Source organism: Methylobacillus sp. DLP286, from assembly GCF_056636515.1.
Genome location: NZ_CM153145.1, coordinates 1,711,473 through 1,729,790 on the forward strand (window position 1 = coordinate 1,711,473; position 18,318 = coordinate 1,729,790).

17 protein-coding genes are annotated in these 18,318 nt (G+C 60.5%); 3 read left to right on the forward strand and 14 right to left on the reverse strand.

The window, feature by feature from the left end; translation table 11 throughout:
* Window positions 1-293 precede the first annotated feature (293 nt).
* Genes argB through slmA form a run of 3 tightly spaced genes read left to right on the forward strand, consistent with a single transcriptional unit; the run spans window position 294 to window position 2,498 of the window.
* Window positions 294-1,178 carry an acetylglutamate kinase gene (argB, locus tag ACWXTG_RS08280; protein ID WP_407993077.1) on the forward strand — a complete coding sequence of 295 codons (885 nt, stop codon included), beginning with the start codon at window positions 294-296 and terminating at the stop codon, window positions 1,176-1,178.
* A gap of 22 nt (window positions 1,179-1,200) precedes the next feature.
* Complete coding sequence (locus ACWXTG_RS08285; RefSeq protein WP_480219575.1) at window positions 1,201-1,878, forward strand: pyrimidine 5'-nucleotidase; 678 nt, start codon at window positions 1,201-1,203, stop codon at window positions 1,876-1,878.
* A 41-nt stretch (window positions 1,879-1,919) separates the two neighbouring features.
* Window positions 1,920-2,498, forward strand: a complete 579-nt coding sequence (gene slmA / locus ACWXTG_RS08290) for a nucleoid occlusion factor SlmA (protein WP_457137846.1) — start codon at window positions 1,920-1,922, stop codon at window positions 2,496-2,498.
* Window positions 2,499-2,564: 66 nt separating this feature from the next.
* Here slmA and ACWXTG_RS08295 read toward each other — a convergent pair whose 3' ends face one another.
* From ACWXTG_RS08295 to murD, 14 genes are all read right to left on the reverse strand, one after another.
* Window positions 2,565-3,797: a multifunctional CCA addition/repair protein gene (locus ACWXTG_RS08295; RefSeq protein WP_480221220.1), complete on the reverse strand. Its 1,233-nt coding sequence runs from the start codon at window positions 3,795-3,797 to the stop codon at window positions 2,565-2,567.
* 4 nt (window positions 3,798-3,801) lie between these two features.
* Window positions 3,802-4,767, reverse strand: coding sequence for a complex I NDUFA9 subunit family protein (locus tag ACWXTG_RS08300; protein ID WP_480219576.1), 966 nt, complete (start codon window positions 4,765-4,767; stop codon window positions 3,802-3,804).
* Window positions 4,768-4,805: 38 nt separating this feature from the next.
* Entirely contained in the window at window positions 4,806-6,740 is a 1,935-nt protein-coding gene (locus ACWXTG_RS08305; protein WP_480219577.1) for a transglycosylase SLT domain-containing protein, read from the reverse strand.
* A 158-nt stretch (window positions 6,741-6,898) separates the two neighbouring features.
* Window positions 6,899-7,081 carry a hypothetical protein gene (locus tag ACWXTG_RS08310; protein ID WP_407993082.1) on the reverse strand — a complete coding sequence of 61 codons (183 nt, stop codon included), beginning with the start codon at window positions 7,079-7,081 and terminating at the stop codon, window positions 6,899-6,901.
* Window positions 7,082-7,084: 3 nt separating this feature from the next.
* The gene (gene lpxC, locus ACWXTG_RS08315) at window positions 7,085-8,014 is read right to left on the reverse strand and encodes a UDP-3-O-acyl-N-acetylglucosamine deacetylase (RefSeq protein WP_309566235.1); all 930 of its coding nucleotides are present in this window, start codon (window positions 8,012-8,014) and stop codon (window positions 7,085-7,087) included.
* A gap of 116 nt (window positions 8,015-8,130) precedes the next feature.
* Complete coding sequence (gene ftsZ, locus ACWXTG_RS08320; RefSeq protein WP_407993084.1) at window positions 8,131-9,294, reverse strand: cell division protein FtsZ; 1,164 nt, start codon at window positions 9,292-9,294, stop codon at window positions 8,131-8,133.
* An 89-nt stretch (window positions 9,295-9,383) separates the two neighbouring features.
* Complete coding sequence (gene ftsA, locus ACWXTG_RS08325; protein ID WP_309566233.1) at window positions 9,384-10,622, reverse strand: cell division protein FtsA; 1,239 nt, start codon at window positions 10,620-10,622, stop codon at window positions 9,384-9,386.
* 25 nt (window positions 10,623-10,647) lie between these two features.
* Complete coding sequence (locus ACWXTG_RS08330; protein WP_309566232.1) at window positions 10,648-11,379, reverse strand: cell division protein FtsQ/DivIB; 732 nt, start codon at window positions 11,377-11,379, stop codon at window positions 10,648-10,650.
* Window positions 11,369-12,277 (reverse strand): D-alanine--D-alanine ligase, encoded by a 909-nt coding sequence (locus ACWXTG_RS08335; RefSeq protein ID WP_407997218.1) that lies wholly within the window; start codon window positions 12,275-12,277, stop codon window positions 11,369-11,371. Before ACWXTG_RS08335 ends, ACWXTG_RS08330 begins: the two co-directional genes overlap by 11 nt.
* On the reverse strand, window positions 12,270-13,163 hold the full coding sequence (gene murB, locus ACWXTG_RS08340) for a UDP-N-acetylmuramate dehydrogenase (protein ID WP_480219578.1): 894 nt from the start codon (window positions 13,161-13,163) through the stop codon (window positions 12,270-12,272). Before murB ends, ACWXTG_RS08335 begins: the two co-directional genes overlap by 8 nt.
* Complete coding sequence (gene murC / locus ACWXTG_RS08345) at window positions 13,160-14,587, reverse strand: UDP-N-acetylmuramate--L-alanine ligase (protein WP_407997216.1); 1,428 nt, start codon at window positions 14,585-14,587, stop codon at window positions 13,160-13,162. The genes murB and murC overlap by 4 nt, the downstream gene beginning before the upstream one ends.
* Complete coding sequence (gene murG, locus ACWXTG_RS08350; protein WP_480219579.1) at window positions 14,584-15,690, reverse strand: undecaprenyldiphospho-muramoylpentapeptide beta-N-acetylglucosaminyltransferase; 1,107 nt, start codon at window positions 15,688-15,690, stop codon at window positions 14,584-14,586. Before murG ends, murC begins: the two co-directional genes overlap by 4 nt.
* 75 nt (window positions 15,691-15,765) lie before the next feature.
* A complete protein-coding gene (ftsW, locus tag ACWXTG_RS08355; RefSeq protein ID WP_480221221.1) occupies window positions 15,766-16,926 on the reverse strand; it encodes a putative lipid II flippase FtsW in 1,161 nt (386 codons plus the stop codon).
* An 11-nt stretch (window positions 16,927-16,937) separates the two neighbouring features.
* The gene (murD, locus tag ACWXTG_RS08360) at window positions 16,938-18,299 is read right to left on the reverse strand and encodes a UDP-N-acetylmuramoyl-L-alanine--D-glutamate ligase (RefSeq protein WP_407997214.1); all 1,362 of its coding nucleotides are present in this window, start codon (window positions 18,297-18,299) and stop codon (window positions 16,938-16,940) included.
* Window positions 18,300-18,318 lie beyond the last annotated feature (19 nt).

Consider the following 18,318-nt stretch of genomic DNA (forward strand, 5'->3'; position numbering starts at 1 on the left):
CAGTCCGCACGCAGGTAATGCTCATTGCCTCCAAGGACTGCAACACAGAGTGGGGGCGTGTTGGGGCCATGCCCTCCGGGTTGTCCCGGCAGCGCAGCCGCTGCCGCGTTGCAAATCCTCGCAGGGCAATGAGCACGGCTGCGTCTTGCATCACCTACCCTGCCGGGCCAACGCGCTCTATGAAAAGATCGTGAACAGGCTCTCAGGAGTTTTAACGAGCTGTCGCGTGATTTTCATGTTAAACCAGTTAAAATAGCCGCATATTCATTCACTCGCATTTTCAGAGAGAGTCGATGCTCAACCAAACCACCGCTGCCCAAAAAGCCCAAACCCTCGCCGAAGCCTTGCCCTATATCAAGCGCTTCTTCGACAAGACCATCGTCATCAAGTACGGCGGCAACGCCATGACCGACCCCCACCTCAAGGAGTGCTTCGCCAGCGATGTCGTGCTGCTCAAGTTGGTCGGCATGAACCCGGTGGTGGTGCACGGCGGCGGGCCGCAGATCAATGAATTACTGGACAAGCTGGGGAAGAAAGGCGAATTCATCCAGGGCATGCGGGTCACCGACGAAGAGACCATGGACATTGTCGAAATGGTGCTGGGCGGCCAGGTCAACAAGGAAATCGTCAACCTGATCAACCGCAACGGCGGCAAGGCGGTCGGCCTGACCGGCCAGGACGGCAATTTCATTCATGCCCGCAAGCTGCTGGTGCAGGACCTTCAAAATCCGGCCAACATGATCGACATCGGCCAGGTGGGCGAGATCAGCGGCATCGACCCCAGCCTGATCCAGTTCCTGGACAGCGGCGACTTCATTCCCGTCATCGCGCCTATCGGCGTAGGCGAAGATGGACAGACCTACAATATCAACGCCGACGTGGTGGCAGGCAAGCTGGCGGAAATCCTCGGTGCCGAGAAATTGATTCTGCTCACCAACACCCCGGGCGTACTCGACAAGACGGGCAACCTGCTCACCGGCCTGACGCCGAAGCAGATCGACGACCTGGTCGCCGATGGCACGCTGTCGGGCGGCATGCTGCCCAAGATCAGCTCGGCGCTGGACGCTGCGCGCAGCGGGGTCAAGTCCGTGCATATCATCGATGGCCGCGTCGAGCATGCCTTGCTGCTGGAAGTCCTGACCGACGCCGGCGTGGGCACCCTCATCACCGCCAAGTAAGCGCATACTCCAGCCCGAACTCATGTCGCACAAGGTCTGGATCTTCGATCTCGACAATACCTTGCATGATGCAGATGCGGAAATCTTTCCGCATCTGCACATCGAGATGACGCGCTACATCATGAGCGAGCTCAGGCTGGAGGAAGAAGCAGCCTGCCTGTTGCGCCAGCATTACTGGCGCATCTACGGCGCCACCCTAAAAGGCCTGATGCGCCATCACCGTGTACATCCGCACCACTTCTTGCAAACCACCCACCAGCTCGACGACCTGCCACGAATGGTGCGCTCGGTGAAAAAACTGCGGCATACCTTGCAGCAACTCTCTGGCCGTAAGGTAGTATTCACTAACGCGCCGATGAGTTATGCCAAAAGAGTGTTAAAATTACTCGCTATTGACGACTTGTTCGACCAGGTGTTCAGCGTGGAATCCTCTGGCTTCCACCCCAAGCCTGCCATGCGTGGGTTTCAGCGCCTGCTGCAAACGCTCAAGGTCAGCGCCGGCGATTGCATTCTACTTGAGGACAGCCTGCCGGCATTGATGACGGCCAAGCGACTGGGCATGAAGACCATCCATGTCTCGCGCCGGCCAAGACGCCCCAGTTATGTGGATGCACGCATTTCCAGCGTGCTGGAGTTACCACATACCTGGCTTTATAAAACGTACAACAATGCAGAATATTGCCGGCAGCCGGGAATGTAACGTCCCGGCTTGGCTTTCTGCCTGGATCAAGAGGTAAAGAAATGGCTTTGAAACCCGGAGAGCGCAAGCAGCAAATCCTGGAAACCCTGGCGAAGATGCTGGAGTCGCCCAAGCGCGAAAAAATCACCACGGCTTCCCTGGCCGCGAAGCTTGAAGTCAGCGAAGCAGCGCTCTACCGCCACTTTCCCAGCAAGGCTCGGATGTTCGACGGCCTGATCGAGTTCATCGAGCAAACGCTGTTCGGCCTCATCAACAAGATCACCTCGGAAGAAGAGGAAGGCCTGCGCCAGGCGCGGCGCATCGTCACCATCCTGCTGCTGTTCGCGGAAAAGAACCACGGCATGACCCGCGTACTGATCGGCGATGCGCTGGTCAACGAGGACCCTGCCCTACAGATCCGCATCAACCAACTGTTTGACCGCATCGAGTCCACCCTGAAGCAAAGCCTGCGCATTGCCGAAACCCAGACCGGCCGCAAGTTCGACCCAGAATCCCAGGCCAACCTGCTGCTGTGCTTCGTGATCGGCCGCTGGCACCAGTTCGCCAAGAGCGGCTTCAAGCGCAAGCCGATGGAGTTCGTGCAGCAGCAACTGACATTGCTATACGGGCTGGAAGAGTAATTACAGTCATTTACACCAAAGAAAAAGCCTCGCAGTTGCGAGGCTTTTTCTTTGCATCCATTCTAATCATGATGCCCAAGCCAATGGAAAATTGAATGCCGCCTCCATGGCCGCGACGCGGGCATTAAACACCGCATCCTTGATGGCAGCAGGATTGACCTGCTGCTTGGCCACCTCGCCCACATCCACGGCAATGACCATATCCAGGATATCCAGCAATAGCTGAAACTGCGGCAGAGGCTGATCTTCGAAACCCGTGCGCCCCCGGGCATCGGCCTCGCAGGCACGCAAAAAATCCCTGAAACGACCAGGCTGGCGCAGAGCATCCGTTTCCTGCAAAAAACGCAATACAGTAGCAGCTTTCATCTCGCCGACCTGGTGCACCTTGCCGTGGAATTTCGCCACCACCAGCGCCAGTTCCTTGCAGTCGTTCGGTACGCGCAGGCGTTTTACCAAAGACTGCAATAATCCCACGCTACGCTCTTCGTGGCCGATGTGCCGGGGTAGGATATCGGCAGGCGTCGTGCCCTTGCCGAGATCGTGCGTCAATGCCGCAAAACGTACCGGCAGGCTGAAGCCCGCACGGGCGGCGTAGTCGATCACCAGCATGACATGGACGCCGGTATCGACTTCGGGATGGTATTTGGCCGTCTGCGGCACGCCGAATAGCCTGTCCACCTCGGGAAGCAGCCGTTTCAGGGCGCCGCAAGCCCGCAGCACTTCGAACATGCGGCTGGGCTGCTGTTCCATGAGTCCCTTGGCCAGTTCCTGCCATACGCGCTCCGGCACCAGGGCATCGACTTCGCCGCCCTCCACCATATTGCGCATCAGCATCATGGTTTCTTCCGCCACGGTGAATTCGGTGAATCTCGCCGCAAAGCGCGCGGCGCGCAGGATACGCACCGGGTCTTCGCTGAAGGCCGGGCTGACATGGCGCAATAACTTGGCATCGAGGTCGGGCACGCCATGGTAGGGATCGATCAATTGCCCATGCTCGTCTTCGGCAATCGCGTTGATGGTGAGGTCGCGTCGCGCCAGGTCCTGCTCCAGCGTGACTTCCGGGTCGGCATACACCTGGAACCCCTTGTAGCCCTTGCCGGTCTTGCGCTCGGTGCGTGCCAGAGCATATTCCTCATGCGTCTCAGGATGCAGAAACACCGGGAAATCCTTGCCTACCGGCCTGTAGCCCAGTTGCACCATGGCTTCTGGCGTGCTGCCTACCACGACGTGGTCGCGGTCCTTGACCGGCAGGCCCAGAAGCCTATCCCGAACAGCGCCGCCAACCGTATAGGTGCGCATGAGTTTACCGTTTGCTGAACGTACGCCCGGCCAGGCTGCGGAAGCGGTCATAGGCGCTGCGCGGGGTATCGCCGACGAGGTATTCCGGCGCCACCGCCTCCAGTGCCGTGGTCGGGACGCCAAACAGTTCCCTCACCGGCGTTGCGCACACGCTATCCACTTCCATGCTGAACAGGTTGTCGCGCGTCATGAGCTTCACCGGCAGCTTTTCCATGACATAGGCCTGGTAATAGGAGAGCTTGTCGTTGAGCGGTACAATCCGGCGTTTCTTGCCGAGCAGGAACGCCACGAACTCGATCAACTGCTGCAAGGTGTAGACTTGGGGGCCGCCTAGGTCGATGCTGCGGCCATAGGTGCTTACATTATCCAGGGCGGCGACGAAGACATGGGCGACGTCTTCCACCCAGATCGGTTGGAAGCGTGCGTTGGGCTTGGCGACGGCCACCACGGGCAATATCTTGACCACGTTAGCGAACAGGTTGAGGAACTGGTCGCCGCGGCCGAAGATGACGGAAGGACGGAATACCGTCACATCGACCTCGCGGGCTCGCGCCAGCACAGCGGCCTCGCCAGCCGCCTTCGAACGCAGATAGGCGCTCTTGGCATTGGCGTCGGCCTGGAGCGCGCTCATGTGCAATAGGCGTTTCACGCCCTGTTTGCAACAGATGCCGACGATGCGCGCCGGCAACTCGGCATGCAGCTTGTCGAAACCGGCTTGCGAGGATTCATGCAGGATGCCGACCAGGTTGATCACGGCATCCTGGGCGTGCAAGTGCCCGGAGAGCGCCGTGTCATTGAATATATCGCACTCGACGACCTGCACATTGGGCAACAGGATGAGATGCTTGCTGCTTTCGCGTCTGCGGGTCAATACCTTGACGTCATACCCGGCGACGCTGAGCTTGTGCACGACCGCACTGCCCACGAAACCAGAGCCACCAATCACACATACTTGCCTGATACGTTGCATTACTTCATGTCCCTTTGCTTGCCTATGTTGAGTGCTTGCTAATCTTGTTCCGGGTTGACGGGCTCACCTATCCCCGGCACAGTCCCCAGCCTCTGTTTCAGCGTCTGGGGCTTGGTGCCCAGCTGCTGCGAGTAATAGATGGAGTTGCCCAGCACTTTCTTGACGTAATCCCGCGTTTCGCTGAAAGGAATGGTTTCCGCATATACGGCCCCTTCCAGCGGCTTGTCCGACGCCCAGCGCTTGGGCCTTCCCGGTCCTGCATTATAAGCTGCGGTCGCCATCAACGGCTGCTGGTCCATCTTGTCCATGGTATAGCGCAGGTAATGCGTGCCAAACTTCAGGTTGGTGTCGAGCTGGTTGATCATGGCAGGCTTGTAGTCCCCCATGCCCATGCGCTTGGCGATCCACTTCGCGGTTTCGGGCATTACCTGCATCAAGCCGGATGCGCCGACCACGGACTTGGCCCAGCTGACAAAGCGGCTTTCCTGGCGGATCAGGCCGTATACCCAGGCCTCGTCCAAGGCGTTATCGGCGGCATATCCCTGCATGAGGTCGCGATAGGGCGTAGGATAGCGCAGGGCGAAATCATGCAGCAGCTTGGTGCGGTCGGCCGTGCTGATGGCAATATCGTACCAGCCTTCGCGGAACGCCACTTCGGCAGCGGCGATCAGCTGCTTGTCATCGAAATCGCGGCTGGCAAACCGCCACTCCTCGCGCGACTCCCAACGCATCTCCAGCCTGCGTAGCGCCAGGGCGCGCTGTACGCCTGCTTGGTCCAATACCGCCCGCACTTCGTCCGCACTCGCCTTGTAAGGATCGGGCGTAGCGCCCAGGGCATCCCCCATTTCCTCTTCCGCCAACAGGCCGTAATAGGTGTTTTCCTTGGCAAGCTTGACCAGTATCAGGTTGGCCGCGACGATCTGCTTCTGCTCCTTGAGCGCACGGGCCTTCCAGTACTGCCACACCTGTTCCTCTTGCTGCGATTCCGGCATGGCGGCAATAGCCGCCTGCAATGCCTTCCAGTCGCCGGCGCGCATGGCAGCCCTGGCTTTCCATTCCTGCTGGTCCTTGTCCAATACGGTGCTGCCGGCGCGCTGGAAATAGGTCAACGCGGCCGGGTCATGCTTGCGTGCGGCATACAGGGCAAAACGGCCCCAGAAATAGTCGCGGTCGGCCGCATCGAAATTGCCATGCAGCTTTTCCCACAAATCCAGTGCCAATGCGGGCTGGCTGCGGCTCAGCCGCTCCAGCGCATAGAGGTTGAGCTCCCTGCCCAATCGGCTCTTGAAGCTGATCTGGCGCTTTTCCAGCACTTGCTGCGGGTTTTGGTAAACCCGGTCCAAAAGCTTGAGGTTGTTCTTATCGATGTCGGGCAGACGTTGCAACACGGTTTTGGCGACGGTGATCTTCGAGCCTTGCAGCAGCAAACGGGTTCGCGCCCAGATATCCTCCTCGCGCAACACCCCGCCTTTCTGCAAGCGGTCGAACACGGCGCCGCAATTGGCAGGCAGCTCGCTGCCCGTCATCCAGAGCGCCTTGCCATCCTTGACGGCAGACTCCAGGCCTTGCTGGATACCGCCGTCGGCCGCATAGCAGCTGACTGCCGCATCCTCGCGCTGGAACTTGGGATACTCTTCAAAAAACGCGTCCCAGTCCTGGCGCTTTGCCAGCACCTTCAACCACTCGCCGCGCAGGCGATCGGCAAACGGGGCGTCCTTGTATTGCTCGAGAAAGTTTTGCACAGACTGGCTGCTTGCCTGGTTCAGGTCGAGCAACAAGCGCCAATAATCGGTATAGGGAGCGAGAATATAATGCTGCGCATGCAGGCTTTGCGAAGCGGTGGTGAGCGCATTGAGGTTGCGCGCGTTATAGGCGGCGCGTGCGCTCAGGAAGAGGTCGTCGGGGCCGGCGGCATGCACAGGCTGATTGCCCAGCACCAACGCGCCAGCCAGCAGGATTGAAGCCAAAGCCATCCTGCAATTGCCCAACCATTTGGCTTTGCCTGCACGCCGCAGACTGCCTGCCTGCGCGCCGCCCATCTGACTTAACTGCATTGTGTTATACCCAAACCATGACGCTTGACCAAGCATAGCATAGCCACCCCCTGAGATGGCCGCTGCAATTGAGGAATCTAGTAAAGAATGATGCGGCCCATGGAGATCACCAGAGCCACCACCATGAGCATGACCAAGGTGAACTTGGTCAACTGCCAAGTGAACTTGAGATAGCGCTTGTCGCCGGAGATGAAGTAGACACCCAGCGACACTGCAACCGAGATCAAGCCCAGCACCAGCAGGATGCGCAATACCAGCATGGGTTAGACGTATTGCAATGCGGGCGGCAGGCCGATGGGATTCTGGAAGGCGCCGGGCGCTTCCTCGAACTTGTCGAAAGTAGCGTATTCCCAGGCATCGCCGTCGGCCAGCAATGTCCGCAACAGTTGGTTGTTCATGTAATGGCCCGCCTTGTAGGCGCTGAACGCGCCGATCAAGGGGTGCCCCAATACGTACAGGTCGCCGATGGCGTCCAGCATTTTGTGCTTGACGAATTCGTCGTCATAACGCAATCCGTCGCTGTTCAATACGCGATAATCATCCAGCACGATGGCATTGTCCAGGCTGCCGCCCCGAGCCAATCCCATGGAGCGCAAGGCTTCCACTTCATGCATGAAGCCGAAGGTGCGCGCACGGCTGATTTCCTTGATATAGGAGTTGTCGGCAAAGTCTATGCTGATCTTCTGCCCGGTATGCTCCACGGCAGGATGGTCGAAATCAATGGTGAAGTCGAGCTTGAAGCCGAAATAAGGATCGAAACGCACCCATTTGTCGCCTTCGTGGTACTCGACGGTTTTTTTGATACGGATGAATTTCTTCATCGCGTCCTGTTCGACAATGCCGGCTTGTTGCAGAAGGAAGACAAAAGGTCCGGCGCTGCCGTCCATGATAGGCACTTCGCCCGCATTGAGCTCGATATGGATGTTGTCTATGCCCAACCCGGCCAGGGCGGACATCAGGTGCTCGATCGTGGCAACCCGCGCACCGTTGCACTCCAGCGCGGAACACAACTTGGTATCGGTAACGAGATGAGGCTGCACCTTGAATTCCGCAGTTTCGGGCAGATCGACCCTGCGGAATACGATACCGGTATCGGGCGCTGCCGGCCGCAAGGTCAGGGTAACCTTGTCGCCGGAATGCAAGCCAACACCGGTGGCGCTTATTTCTTTTTTCAGCGTTCTTTGTTTAAGCACTGCTGTCCCTCTCGCGAGAGCCCTCATTCATATAATTGCCATATTATAGCACGTGACGCCGCCCCCGCCGGAGCGGGCAGGCATCCCCACCGGCCCTTGCAGGACCAGGCAATGCCTCAATCAGCCTGCTTGCGCAGGAATGCAGGAATATCATATTCCTCCACGCCTGACATCTTCATGGCTTCGACCTGGGCGCGACGGCCATTGGAGCTGAATACAGCCGGGCCTTCATCATCCATGCCGCCCATGTAGACAGGCTGGTTGGTCGTACCGTCGCGCACCTGGGTCATCACGCGCAGCTCGGGCTTTTGCTGGCGGCGTGCTACTGCGCCATTCAAGCCGGTTGCCACCATGGTGACGCGTAGGCCGTCGCCGATGGACTCGTCGAAGACATTGCCAACGATCACGGTCGCATCATCCGCAGTGAACTCCTTGATGGTGTTCATCACATCGTAGTATTCCTTCATCTTGAAGGAGGTGCTTGCAGTGATGTTGACCAGCACGCCGCGCGCATTGGCCAGGTTCACGTCTTCCAGCAAGGGGCTTGCCACAGCCTGTTCAGCCGCGATACGTGCACGCTCGCTGCCGGTAGCCGTTGCAGAGCCCATCATCGCCATACCCATCTCGGACATCACGGTACGCACGTCGGCAAAGTCGACGTTCACCATGCCAGGGCAATTGATGATTTCGGCAATACCGGAAACCGCGTTATGCAACACATCGTTGGCCGCCTGGAACGCTTCCAGGAACGGCACGTCCTCGCCCAGCACCTGCATGAGCTTCTCGTTAGGGATAATGATAAGAGAGTCGACATGCTTGGAAAGTTCTTCCAGGCCTTCCTGCGCGACCTTGGTACGCTTGCCTTCGAATGCGAAAGGCTTGGTGACCACGGCCACGGTCAGGATACCCATTTCCTTAGCGACTTCCGCGATGATGGGCGCGGCGCCGGTGCCAGTGCCGCCGCCCATGCCTGCTGTGATGAACAGCATATCAGCGCCGTCGATGATCTCGGCAATACGGTCGCGGTCTTCCAAGGCTGCCTCGCGGCCAATCTCGGGACGTGCGCCCGCACCCAGGCCCTTGGTGATGTCGGTGCCGATCTGCAGCACAGTCTTGGCCTGGCTCTTCTTCAGCGCCTGCATGTCGGTATTGGCGCAAATGAATTCCACGCCGCCGACTTCCTTGGCAATCATGTGCGCCACGGCATTACCGCCGCAACCGCCCACGCCTATCACTTTGATCACGGCCTCTTGTGAGTCCCTGTCCATAATCTCAAACATGTTAAATTCCTCCAAAGTTACGTCTGCCTAAACTCGAAAAAAGCACTATTGCTTACCAACAATCGCTTACAAACCTATCCACTCAACTACTAGAAATTACCCTGGAACCAACTCTTCATCCGGCTCAACACCTGGCTGAAAGAATTGGACTCCATCTGTCCCTGGAGCTGACGTTCCACCTGTTGCTGGCCCATCAACACCAGTCCCACCCCGGTGGCATACCGCGGATTGCCTACCACCTCGGACAAACCTCCCACATTGCGCGGCATGCCAAGGCGCACCGGCATGTGGAAAATCTCCTCACCCAGTTCCACCATCCCCTTCATGAGGGAGGAACCACCTGTAATCACGATGCCGGAGGCGATCATTTCCTCCATGCCGCTGCGGCGCAGCTCGCCGAGCACGAATTCATACAGCTCGACCACGCGCGGCTCGATCACCTCGGCCAGCGTCTGCACCGACAACTGGCGCGGGTCGCGGCCGTCGACGCCGGGCACTTCCACCACTTCGCGCGAGTCGGCCAACTGGCGCAAGGCGCAGCCGTGCTTGATCTTGATCTCTTCCGCCGACTGGGTCGGCGTGCGGAACGCCACCGCCACGTCGTTGGTGATCTGATCGCCTGCAATCGGCACCACGGCGGTATGGCGGATTGCGCCCTGCTTGAACACGGCGATGTCAGTTGTGCCGCCGCCGATATCCACCAGGCAGACGCCGAGCTCCTTCTCGTCCTCGGTCAACACCGCCAGGCTGGAAGCCAGCGGCTGCAGGATGAGGTCGCTCACCTCCAGGCCGCAACGCTTGATGCACTTGACGATGTTCTGCGCAGCGGAGACGGCTCCGGTGACGATATGCACCTTGACCTCGAGCTTCATGCCGCTCATGCCCAGGGGCTCGCGCACGTCCTCCTGGCCGTCGATGATGAATTCTTGCGTGAGGATGTGCAGGATCTGCTGGTCGGACGGCAAGGCAATCGCGCGCGCGGTCTCGATCACGCGGTCCACGTCCATCTGCGTCACCTCGGCATCCTTGATCTTCACCATGCCGTGCGAATTGAGGCTCTTAATATGCGAGCCCGCAATGCCGGTGAACACGGTGCTGATCTTGCAATCCGCCATGAGCTCGGCCTCTTCCAGCGCGCGCTGGATGGCCTGCACCGTGGAGTCGATATTCACCACCACGCCCTTCTTCAGCCCGCGCGAGGTGTTCTGACCCAGGCCGATGACCTTGAGGCTGCCGTCCAGCTGCAACTCGGCCACGATCGCCACGATCTTCGAGGTGCCTATATCCAGGCCGACAATCAGATTCTTATCTTCCCGGACCCTGCTCATTTATTTCTCCAATTTTCCATGTTACTCACGCTGCTCCTGTCTTGCGTTTTGGCGTCGACCCCTCGGGCTTGCGTACGGCAAACCCGTTGGGATAGCGCAAATCGGCGTAGTTGATCGCCACTTTCAACCCGCCCAATGTCTGTCCGTATACGCTGGCGAATTTCTGCAAGCGCGTTTCCATCTCTTCCCGCCCCAGCTCGATCACCATGCCGTTGCTGGTCTTGATCTGCCAGGCGCGGCGCGGGGTCAAAGCCAGTTGCGCGATATGCATGCCGGTACCCGTACCCAGGATCTGGCTATATACGCCGTATTGCTTCGCCACCTCCGCCACGCCGTCCCCCGGACCGTAGAACACCGGCAGGTCGCTGTCCGACGCCGCATGGAACAGCTCGCCGTACGTATTCACCAGCGCGATATTGCCCCAGCGTGCCAGCTCCCTCTGTTCCTCGATCACCACCTCCAAACGGTCGGGCCAGCGCTTGCGCACGCTGACCTTGCGCGCCCACGGCAGCTTCTGGAAAGCGTCGCGCGCCTTCACCACGTCGACCGTGAAGAAATTGCCCTGCAAATGCCGGTCCGCGATCAGCTTGATCTGCTCGCGCGTCACGTGTTCCAGCGTGCCTTCCACCCGCACTTCCTTGAGCGGGAAAATCGGCAGGTGCACCACCACATACACCAGCCCATACAAAAACATCACGGCCGCCAGCGCATTGAGCAGGTTCGCGATCCAGTTAAGGGCGCGCGGCTTATCCCACATGCGCAAGCTCCAATATCTTCAGCACCAGCTCGTCGAAACTGAGCCCGACCGCCTTGGCCCCCATGGGCACCAGGCTGTGGTCGGTCATGCCGGGCGAGGTATTCACTTCAAGGAAGTAATGCCGCCCGGCTTCGTCCATGAGGAAGTCCACCCTTCCCCAGCCCTGCCCGCCGACGACGCGGAACGCCTGCAAAGCCTCGGCCTTGATTTTTTCCTCCAGCGCGGCATCCAGCCCGCACGGGCAGAGGTATTGCGTATCGTCGCGCAGGTACTTGGCCTCGTAGTCGTAGAACTCGTTGGCAGGCACGATGCGGATCACGGGCAAGGCTTCGTCGCCGAGAATGCCCACCGTGTACTCGCCGCCGCCGACGAATTGCTCCGCGATCACCAACGGGTCGGACTTGGCCGCCAACTCATAGGCAGCCTTGAGGCCGCCTGCCTTCTTTACCTTGCTGATGCCGATGCTGGAGCCCTCGTTGGCAGGCTTCACGAACAAGGGCAGGCCAAGGCGCTGCTCGATCGCGGCGAAGTCGCTGTCGGCATCGATCAGCTCGAACTCGGGCGTCGCCACGCCAGCCGCGCGCCAGAGCAGCTTGGTGCGCCATTTGTCCATGCCCACGCTGGACGCCATCACGCCGCTGCCGGTATAGGGAATGCCCATGAGCTCCAGCGCGCCCTGGATGGTGCCGTCCTCGCCATAGCGGCCATGCAGTGCGATGAACACACGGTCGAATCCGGCCAGCTCGCTCAACTCGCGCTCTGCCGGGTCGAAGGCATGGGCATCGACGCCGCCGCGGCGCAAGGCGGCCAGCACCGCGGCGCCGCTCTTCAGCGATACCTCGCGCTCGCCCGACTTGCCGCCCAGCAGCACGGCCACCCTGCCGAAATCCCTACTCATGCCCATCCTCTCCAATCACTCTCACTTCTGGTTGCAGGTCCACGCCCTGCTGTTGCTTCACCACCGCCTGCACATGCAGGATCAGCCGCTCTATATCCTTTGCCGTCGCCCCGCCCTGGTTGACGATAAAGTTGGCGTGCTTCTCCGACACTTGCGCCCCGCCGATGCTGTAGCCTTTGAGGCCGCTGGCCTCGATCAGGCGCGCCGCATGGTCGCCCGGCGGGTTGCGGAACACCGACCCGGCATTCGGCAGGTTCAACGGCTGTGTCGCCAAACGCCTGGCCAATAGTTGCTTGATCCTGGCCTCTGCCTCCACCGCATCGCCATCGGCCAGTCTGAACCAGGCCGCGACGAACCACTCGTCCGCCACCGGCATCTCTACATGGCGATAGGCGGTGGCGAATGCCTGGTGGTTGCGCTCGTACAGCTTGCCTTCGCGGTCTATGGTCAATACACGGTCGACAATCTCCCAGGTCTCGCCGCCATGGCAGCCGGCATTCATCGCCAGCGCACCGCCCACGGTCCCGGGAATGCCCGCCATGAACTCCGCACCATGCCGATGCTGGCGCGCGGCAAACTTGGCAAGCTTGGCGCAGGTTACGCCCGCCTCGGCGTAGACAAACTCTTTATCCGTCTGCAATGTAGTCAACGCACCATGCATAAGGACCACAGTGCCCCTGACGCCACCGTCACGCACCAGCAAGTTGGAACCCAGGCCGATAAAATACAGCGGTTCGTCGGCAGGCAATCCGGCAAGGAATTGCTGCAGGTCGTCCAGGCTGGCGGGCACATACAGCCGCTCGGCCGCCCCGCCCGCACGCCAGCTGGTATAACGGGCCAGGGACTCGTCATACAGCAAGTTGCCTGTCGCGACCGTGGCCGTCACTGCACGGCCTCCATGGGTACGCTCTCTGCAGCGGCCGCCAGCTCCCTGGTTTTGGCGGCGACCTGGCCGATGGAGCCTGCGCCCATCACGATCACCACATCGCCATCCCGCGCCATATCCACGATCGCCTGCGGCAATTCCTGCGGCGTTTCCACGAATAGCGGTTCCACCTTGCCAGCGACACGGATCGCGCGTACCAGCGAGCGGCCGTCAGCTGCCACGATTGGCGCTTCTCCTGCGGAATACACTTCGGTCAGCACCACCACGTCGGCGCCTGAGAGCACTTTGACGAAATCCTCGAAGCAATCACGGGTGCGGGTATAGCGGTGCGGCTGGAAAGCCAGCACCAGCCTGCGCCCGGGAAAGGCATCGCGCGCCGCTGCAATCACGGCATTCATCTCGACCGGGTGGTGCCCGTAATCATCGATCAATGTAAAGTACCCGCCGTTTTTCGCCGGCATTTCGCCATACCGCTCGAAACGGCGTCCCACACCCTTGAACTCGGCCAGCGCCTTGATGATGGCGCTGTCGGGCACGTTCAACTCGCTCGCCACTGCAATCGCGGCCAGCGCATTCAGCACATAATGCCTACCAGGCAGGTTGAGCGTGACATCGAATGTCGTCGTCACGCCGTTGATGCGGCTCACGGTAAAGTGCATGCGCCCATTTTCCGCACGCACGTTGCTGGCGCGGATACGGGCCTCTTCCGAGAAGCCGTACGGCATGACCTGCTTGGAAATCTGCGGCAGGATGGCGCGGATATTCGGGTCGTCGATGCATACCACGGCCATGCCGTAGAACGGCAGGCGCTGCAGGAATTCGACGAATGCCCCTTTGAGCCGCTCGAAATCATGGCCATAGGTATCCATGTGGTCTGCATCGATATTGGTGACCACGGAAATGATGGGAGTAAGGTGCAGGAAGGAGGCATCCGACTCATCGGCCTCCGCGACGATGAACTCTCCCGTACCCAGGCGCGCATTGCTGCCTGAGGCTTCAAGCCGCCCGCCGATCACGAAGGTGGGGTCCATCCCGGCTTCCGCCAGGATGCTGGCAATGAGGCTGGTGGTCGTGGTCTTGCCGTGCGTGCCCGCAATCGCGATCCCCTGGCGGAAGCGCATGAGTTCGGCCAGCATCAATGCGCGCGGCACGATGGGGATGCTGCGCTCGCGCGCCGCCGCCACTTCGGGGTTGTCATCCTTGACCGCGCTGGAAATCACCACCACGTCGGCCTCTCCAAGGTTTTCCGCGGCATGGCCCTGGTGCAGCCTGGCGCCGAACCCGGCCAGCCTTCGCGTTGTCGCATTGTCGGCGAGATCCGAGCCGCTGACGCTGAAGCCCAGGTTGAGCAGGACTTCGGCAATGCCGCTCATGCCGGAACCGCCTATACCGACAAAATGCACGTGTTTCACTTTATGTTTCATGGGCGCTTCCCTCCCTGCGACGGCAGGGCAATACTTTCCAATTCGTTTGCAATCGTCTCTGTCGCCTTAGGCCTGCCCAGCTCGCGCGCGGCATGCGCCATTGCCAGCAGGCGGGTGCGCGTCAGTTCCTGCAGCAGCGCGGCCAGCCTCTGCGGCGTCAGTTCCTGCTGGGGCAAATGGATGGCTGCGCCGTGCTCGGCCATCCAGCGGGCGTTGTCGCGCTGGTGCGAGGTGGTCGACACCACCAGCGGCACCAGGATGCTGGCGACGCCGGCCACCGCCAGCTCGCTCACCGTGATCGCCCCGGCCCGGCATACCAGCACATCGGCCTCGGCATAGGCGCCCGCCATGTCGTCGATAAAGGGCGCCACCCTGGCTTCCACGCCAGCGGCGGCATAAGCCTCGCGCAAGGCGTCGATATGTTGCGCGCCGGACTGGTGGGTCACTACCGGACGCTGTCCCGCAGGCAGCAAAGCCAACGCCTTGGGCAAAGTCGCATTCAGCACTTGCGCCCCCAGGCTGCCGCCCACCACCAGCACGTGCAGCGGGCCTTGACGGCCGGCAAAGCGCTGCTCCGGCGAAGCGATATCAACAATCTCGGCACGCACCGGGTTGCCGGTCACGCGCGCCTTGAACGCCATGCCGCCCAACGTCGCGGCGCCGCCATCGAAACCGAACAACACGCGCTTGGCATGCTTGACCAGCGCCCGGTTCGACATCAGCAAGGCGGCATCCGCATTCACCACTGCCAGCGGCACGCTCGCAGCCCTGGCCGCCCAGCCGCCCGGCACGGTGACGTAGCCGCCCATACCGAGCACCGCCTGCGGCTTCAATTCACGCATCAGGCGCCATGCCGCCCAGGTGGAGCCCAGCAGGCGGAACATCCCCTGCAACGTATGTTTCCATCCCTTGCCGCGCAGGCCGGAGAACTTGAGCTGCGTCATCGGCAACCCGCTGGGTGGCACCAGGCGGTTTTCCATCCCGTGGGTCGTGCCCAGCCAATGCACGTTCCAGCCGCGCGCCTGCATGGCCTTGGCGATCGCCAAGCCTGGCATGACGTGCCCGCCGGTGCCTGCCGCCATGATGAGCAAGGTCTTACTCATGCAAACCACCTTTGACCCATGGGAAAACAGGCGCCTGGCAATGTTGGCAAATCCCTTTGAATATCGTGTTATCCATCATGCCGGCAATCCCTTTTGAAGACGCCTGTTTTCCCAATCGACCCTAAGTAGGATCGCCAAGGCAATGCAGTTCGCCAGAATGCCGCTGCCGCCGAAAGACAGCAATGGCAGGGTCAGGCCCTTGGTCGGCAGCACGCCCATGTTCACGCCGATATTGATGATGCTCTGCACGCCGATCCAGACGCCTATGCCCTGCGCAAGCAAGGCGGAGAAATAACGCTCGTTGGCGACGGCTTCCTTGCCGATGCGGAAGGCGCGGATCACCAGCCAGGCGAACAGCCCGACCACCACCATGACGCCGATGAAACCCAACTCCTCGGCAATCACCGCCATGAGAAAGTCTGTATGCGCTTCGGGCAGGTAGAGCAGTTTTTCCACGCTGGCGCCCAGGCCGACGCCCAGCCATTCGCCGCGTCCGAATGCGATCAGGGCGTGGGAAAGCTGGTAGCCCTTGCCGAACGGGTCGGCCCAGGGGTCCATGAATCCGATCACGCGCTGCAGGCGGTAAGGCGAACTCCAGATCAGCCCCACGACCGCCACCGGCAGCAAAGCCATCAGGCCGACGAAAATACGGGCGTTGATGCCGCCGAGCCAGAGAATCGCCATGGAAATCGACACGATCACGCTGAACGCGCCGAAGTCGGGCTCGCGCAGTAGCAGCCAGCCGACCACCACCATCACCGCCACCATGGGCAGGAAGCCGCGCTTGATGCTGTCCATCACTTCAGCCTTGCGGATGGTGTAGTCCGCGACATAGATCGCGGCAAACAGCTTCATGAATTCCGAAGGCTGCAGATTGATGACGAACAGCGACAGCCAACGCTGGCTGCCGTTGACGTTGCGGCCGACGCCGGGAATCAGTACCAGCACCAGCAGGAACAGGCCCAGCAGGAACAGATACGGCGCCATCTTCTGCCAGAACCGGGTCGGCACCTGGAATGCGAGCAAGGCCGCCGTCAGGCTGATCACCAAGAAAATGGAGTGGCGCACCAGGAAATAGGTCGGCTGGTGCCCGGTCATCTTGTCGGCCTCCGCCAACGCAATCGAGGCGGAATACACCATGACCAGGCCGATGCCGAGCAGGATCAGCGTCACCCAGACCAGGCCCTGGTCATAAGTGGATGATGAAGAGGTCAGGCGGTCACGACCGCTCAGCATGTACATCATGTTCATGCCCGCACCTCTCTTTTCTGCAGGCCATTGACCGCCTGCACAAACACCTCTGCGCGGTGCACGTAATTGCGGAACATGTCCAAGCTCGCGCAAGCGGGCGAGAGCAGCACGACATCGCCGATGTCCGCCAGGCCGAATGCCTTCACCACGGCATCTTCGAGAGTATCGGCATGCTCCAGCGGCACGCCTGTGTCCTGCAATGCATCAGCAATCATCGCGGCATCACGCCCGATCAGCACTACACCGCGCGCATGCCCGGCCACGGGCGTTTGCAAGGGAGAAAAATCCTGTCCCTTGCCATCGCCGCCAGCAATCAACACCAGCTTGCGGTTCAAGCCGTTGAGCGCCGCGACGGTAGCGCCGACATTGGTGCCCTTGGAGTCATCATAAAAGGATACGCCATCGACATCGGCCACCCATTGCACACGGTGCGGCAAGCCCTTGAAATCGCGCAATGCCTGCAAGGCAACAGCCTCGTCGATATCGAGCACGCTGCATAAAGCCAGCGCCGCGAGGGCATTGGCTGCATTGTGCAGACCTGTAATCCTCAGGTCGGCTACCGGCATCAGCTTGCGCTGTCCGCGGGCAAGCCAGGCTTCGCCGGCGTCATGCAGCAGGCCGAACTCCTGTTCATTACGCGGCACACCTAGGCCGAACGTTAGCTGGGCAATACCGTCAACTGACATTTCCCGGCTCCATATGTCGTCGGCATTGAGCACCTGCAGTCCGGCATGGGCGAAAATGCGCGCTTTGGCATCGGCATACGCCTGCATGTCGGCATAACGGTCCATGTGGTCTTCGCTGATATTGAGCACCGTGGCGGCATCCGCCTTCAGGCTATAGGTAGTTTCGAGCTGGAAGCTGGAGAGCTCGAGCACATAGACATCCGCCGCGTCGTCGATCACATCCAGCACTGGCAGGCCGATATTGCCGGCCACGACTGTCCTCAGGCCCGCGGCCTTGCAAACCTCGCCCACCAGCGTAGTAACAGTGCTCTTGCCGTTCGCGCCTGTAATCGCAATGACCTTGGCATGCGCCGGCTTTGCCTGGGCAAACAGCTCGACATCGCCCACCACCTGCACGCCGCGTTTGATGGCAGCCTGGATTTGCGGCTCGGCCAATGGCACGCCTGGACTGGCCACGATCAGTTCCGCACCCTGGAATGCATCCTCGGCGAAAGGCCCCAGATGTACCGCAATACCGGGAAACTCCTGCTTGACTGCATCAAGGCCCGGCGGCAGCTCACGGCTGTCGGCAACGGACAGGCGTGCGCCCTGGCGAGCGAGCCAGCGCAATGCCGAAAGGCCGGTATCTCCCAGCCCCAGCACCAACACCTGTTTGTCCTTGAGTTGCAGCATATATCCTTTAACCTGTTTC

Excerpts from the sequence above, each read along its gene's own strand:
- ACWXTG_RS08285 (WP_480219575.1), top strand. The coding sequence starts at position 1,201 with ATGTCGCACAAGGTCTGGATCTTCGATCTCGACAATACCTTGCATGAT.
- ACWXTG_RS08330 (WP_309566232.1), bottom strand. The coding sequence starts at position 11,379 with ATGTGGGATAAGCCGCGCGCCCTTAACTGGATCGCGAACCTGCTCAAT.
- murC (WP_407997216.1), bottom strand. The coding sequence starts at position 14,587 with ATGAAACATAAAGTGAAACACGTGCATTTTGTCGGTATAGGCGGTTCC.
- ftsA (WP_309566233.1), bottom strand. The coding sequence starts at position 10,622 with ATGAGCAGGGTCCGGGAAGATAAGAATCTGATTGTCGGCCTGGATATA.
- ACWXTG_RS08310 (WP_407993082.1), bottom strand. The coding sequence starts at position 7,081 with ATGCTGGTATTGCGCATCCTGCTGGTGCTGGGCTTGATCTCGGTTGCA.
- murD (WP_407997214.1), bottom strand. The coding sequence starts at position 18,299 with ATGCTGCAACTCAAGGACAAACAGGTGTTGGTGCTGGGGCTGGGAGAT.
- ftsZ (WP_407993084.1), bottom strand. The coding sequence starts at position 9,294 with ATGTTTGAGATTATGGACAGGGACTCACAAGAGGCCGTGATCAAAGTG.
- ACWXTG_RS08295 (WP_480221220.1), bottom strand. The coding sequence starts at position 3,797 with ATGCGCACCTATACGGTTGGCGGCGCTGTTCGGGATAGGCTTCTGGGC.
- ACWXTG_RS08300 (WP_480219576.1), bottom strand. The coding sequence starts at position 4,767 with ATGCAACGTATCAGGCAAGTATGTGTGATTGGTGGCTCTGGTTTCGTG.
- ftsW (WP_480221221.1), bottom strand. The coding sequence starts at position 16,926 with ATGCTGAGCGGTCGTGACCGCCTGACCTCTTCATCATCCACTTATGAC.
- argB (WP_407993077.1), top strand. The coding sequence starts at position 294 with ATGCTCAACCAAACCACCGCTGCCCAAAAAGCCCAAACCCTCGCCGAA.
- ACWXTG_RS08305 (WP_480219577.1), bottom strand. The coding sequence starts at position 6,740 with ATGGCTTTGGCTTCAATCCTGCTGGCTGGCGCGTTGGTGCTGGGCAAT.
- murG (WP_480219579.1), bottom strand. The coding sequence starts at position 15,690 with ATGAGTAAGACCTTGCTCATCATGGCGGCAGGCACCGGCGGGCACGTC.
- slmA (WP_457137846.1), top strand. The coding sequence starts at position 1,920 with ATGGCTTTGAAACCCGGAGAGCGCAAGCAGCAAATCCTGGAAACCCTG.
- ACWXTG_RS08335 (WP_407997218.1), bottom strand. The coding sequence starts at position 12,277 with ATGAGTAGGGATTTCGGCAGGGTGGCCGTGCTGCTGGGCGGCAAGTCG.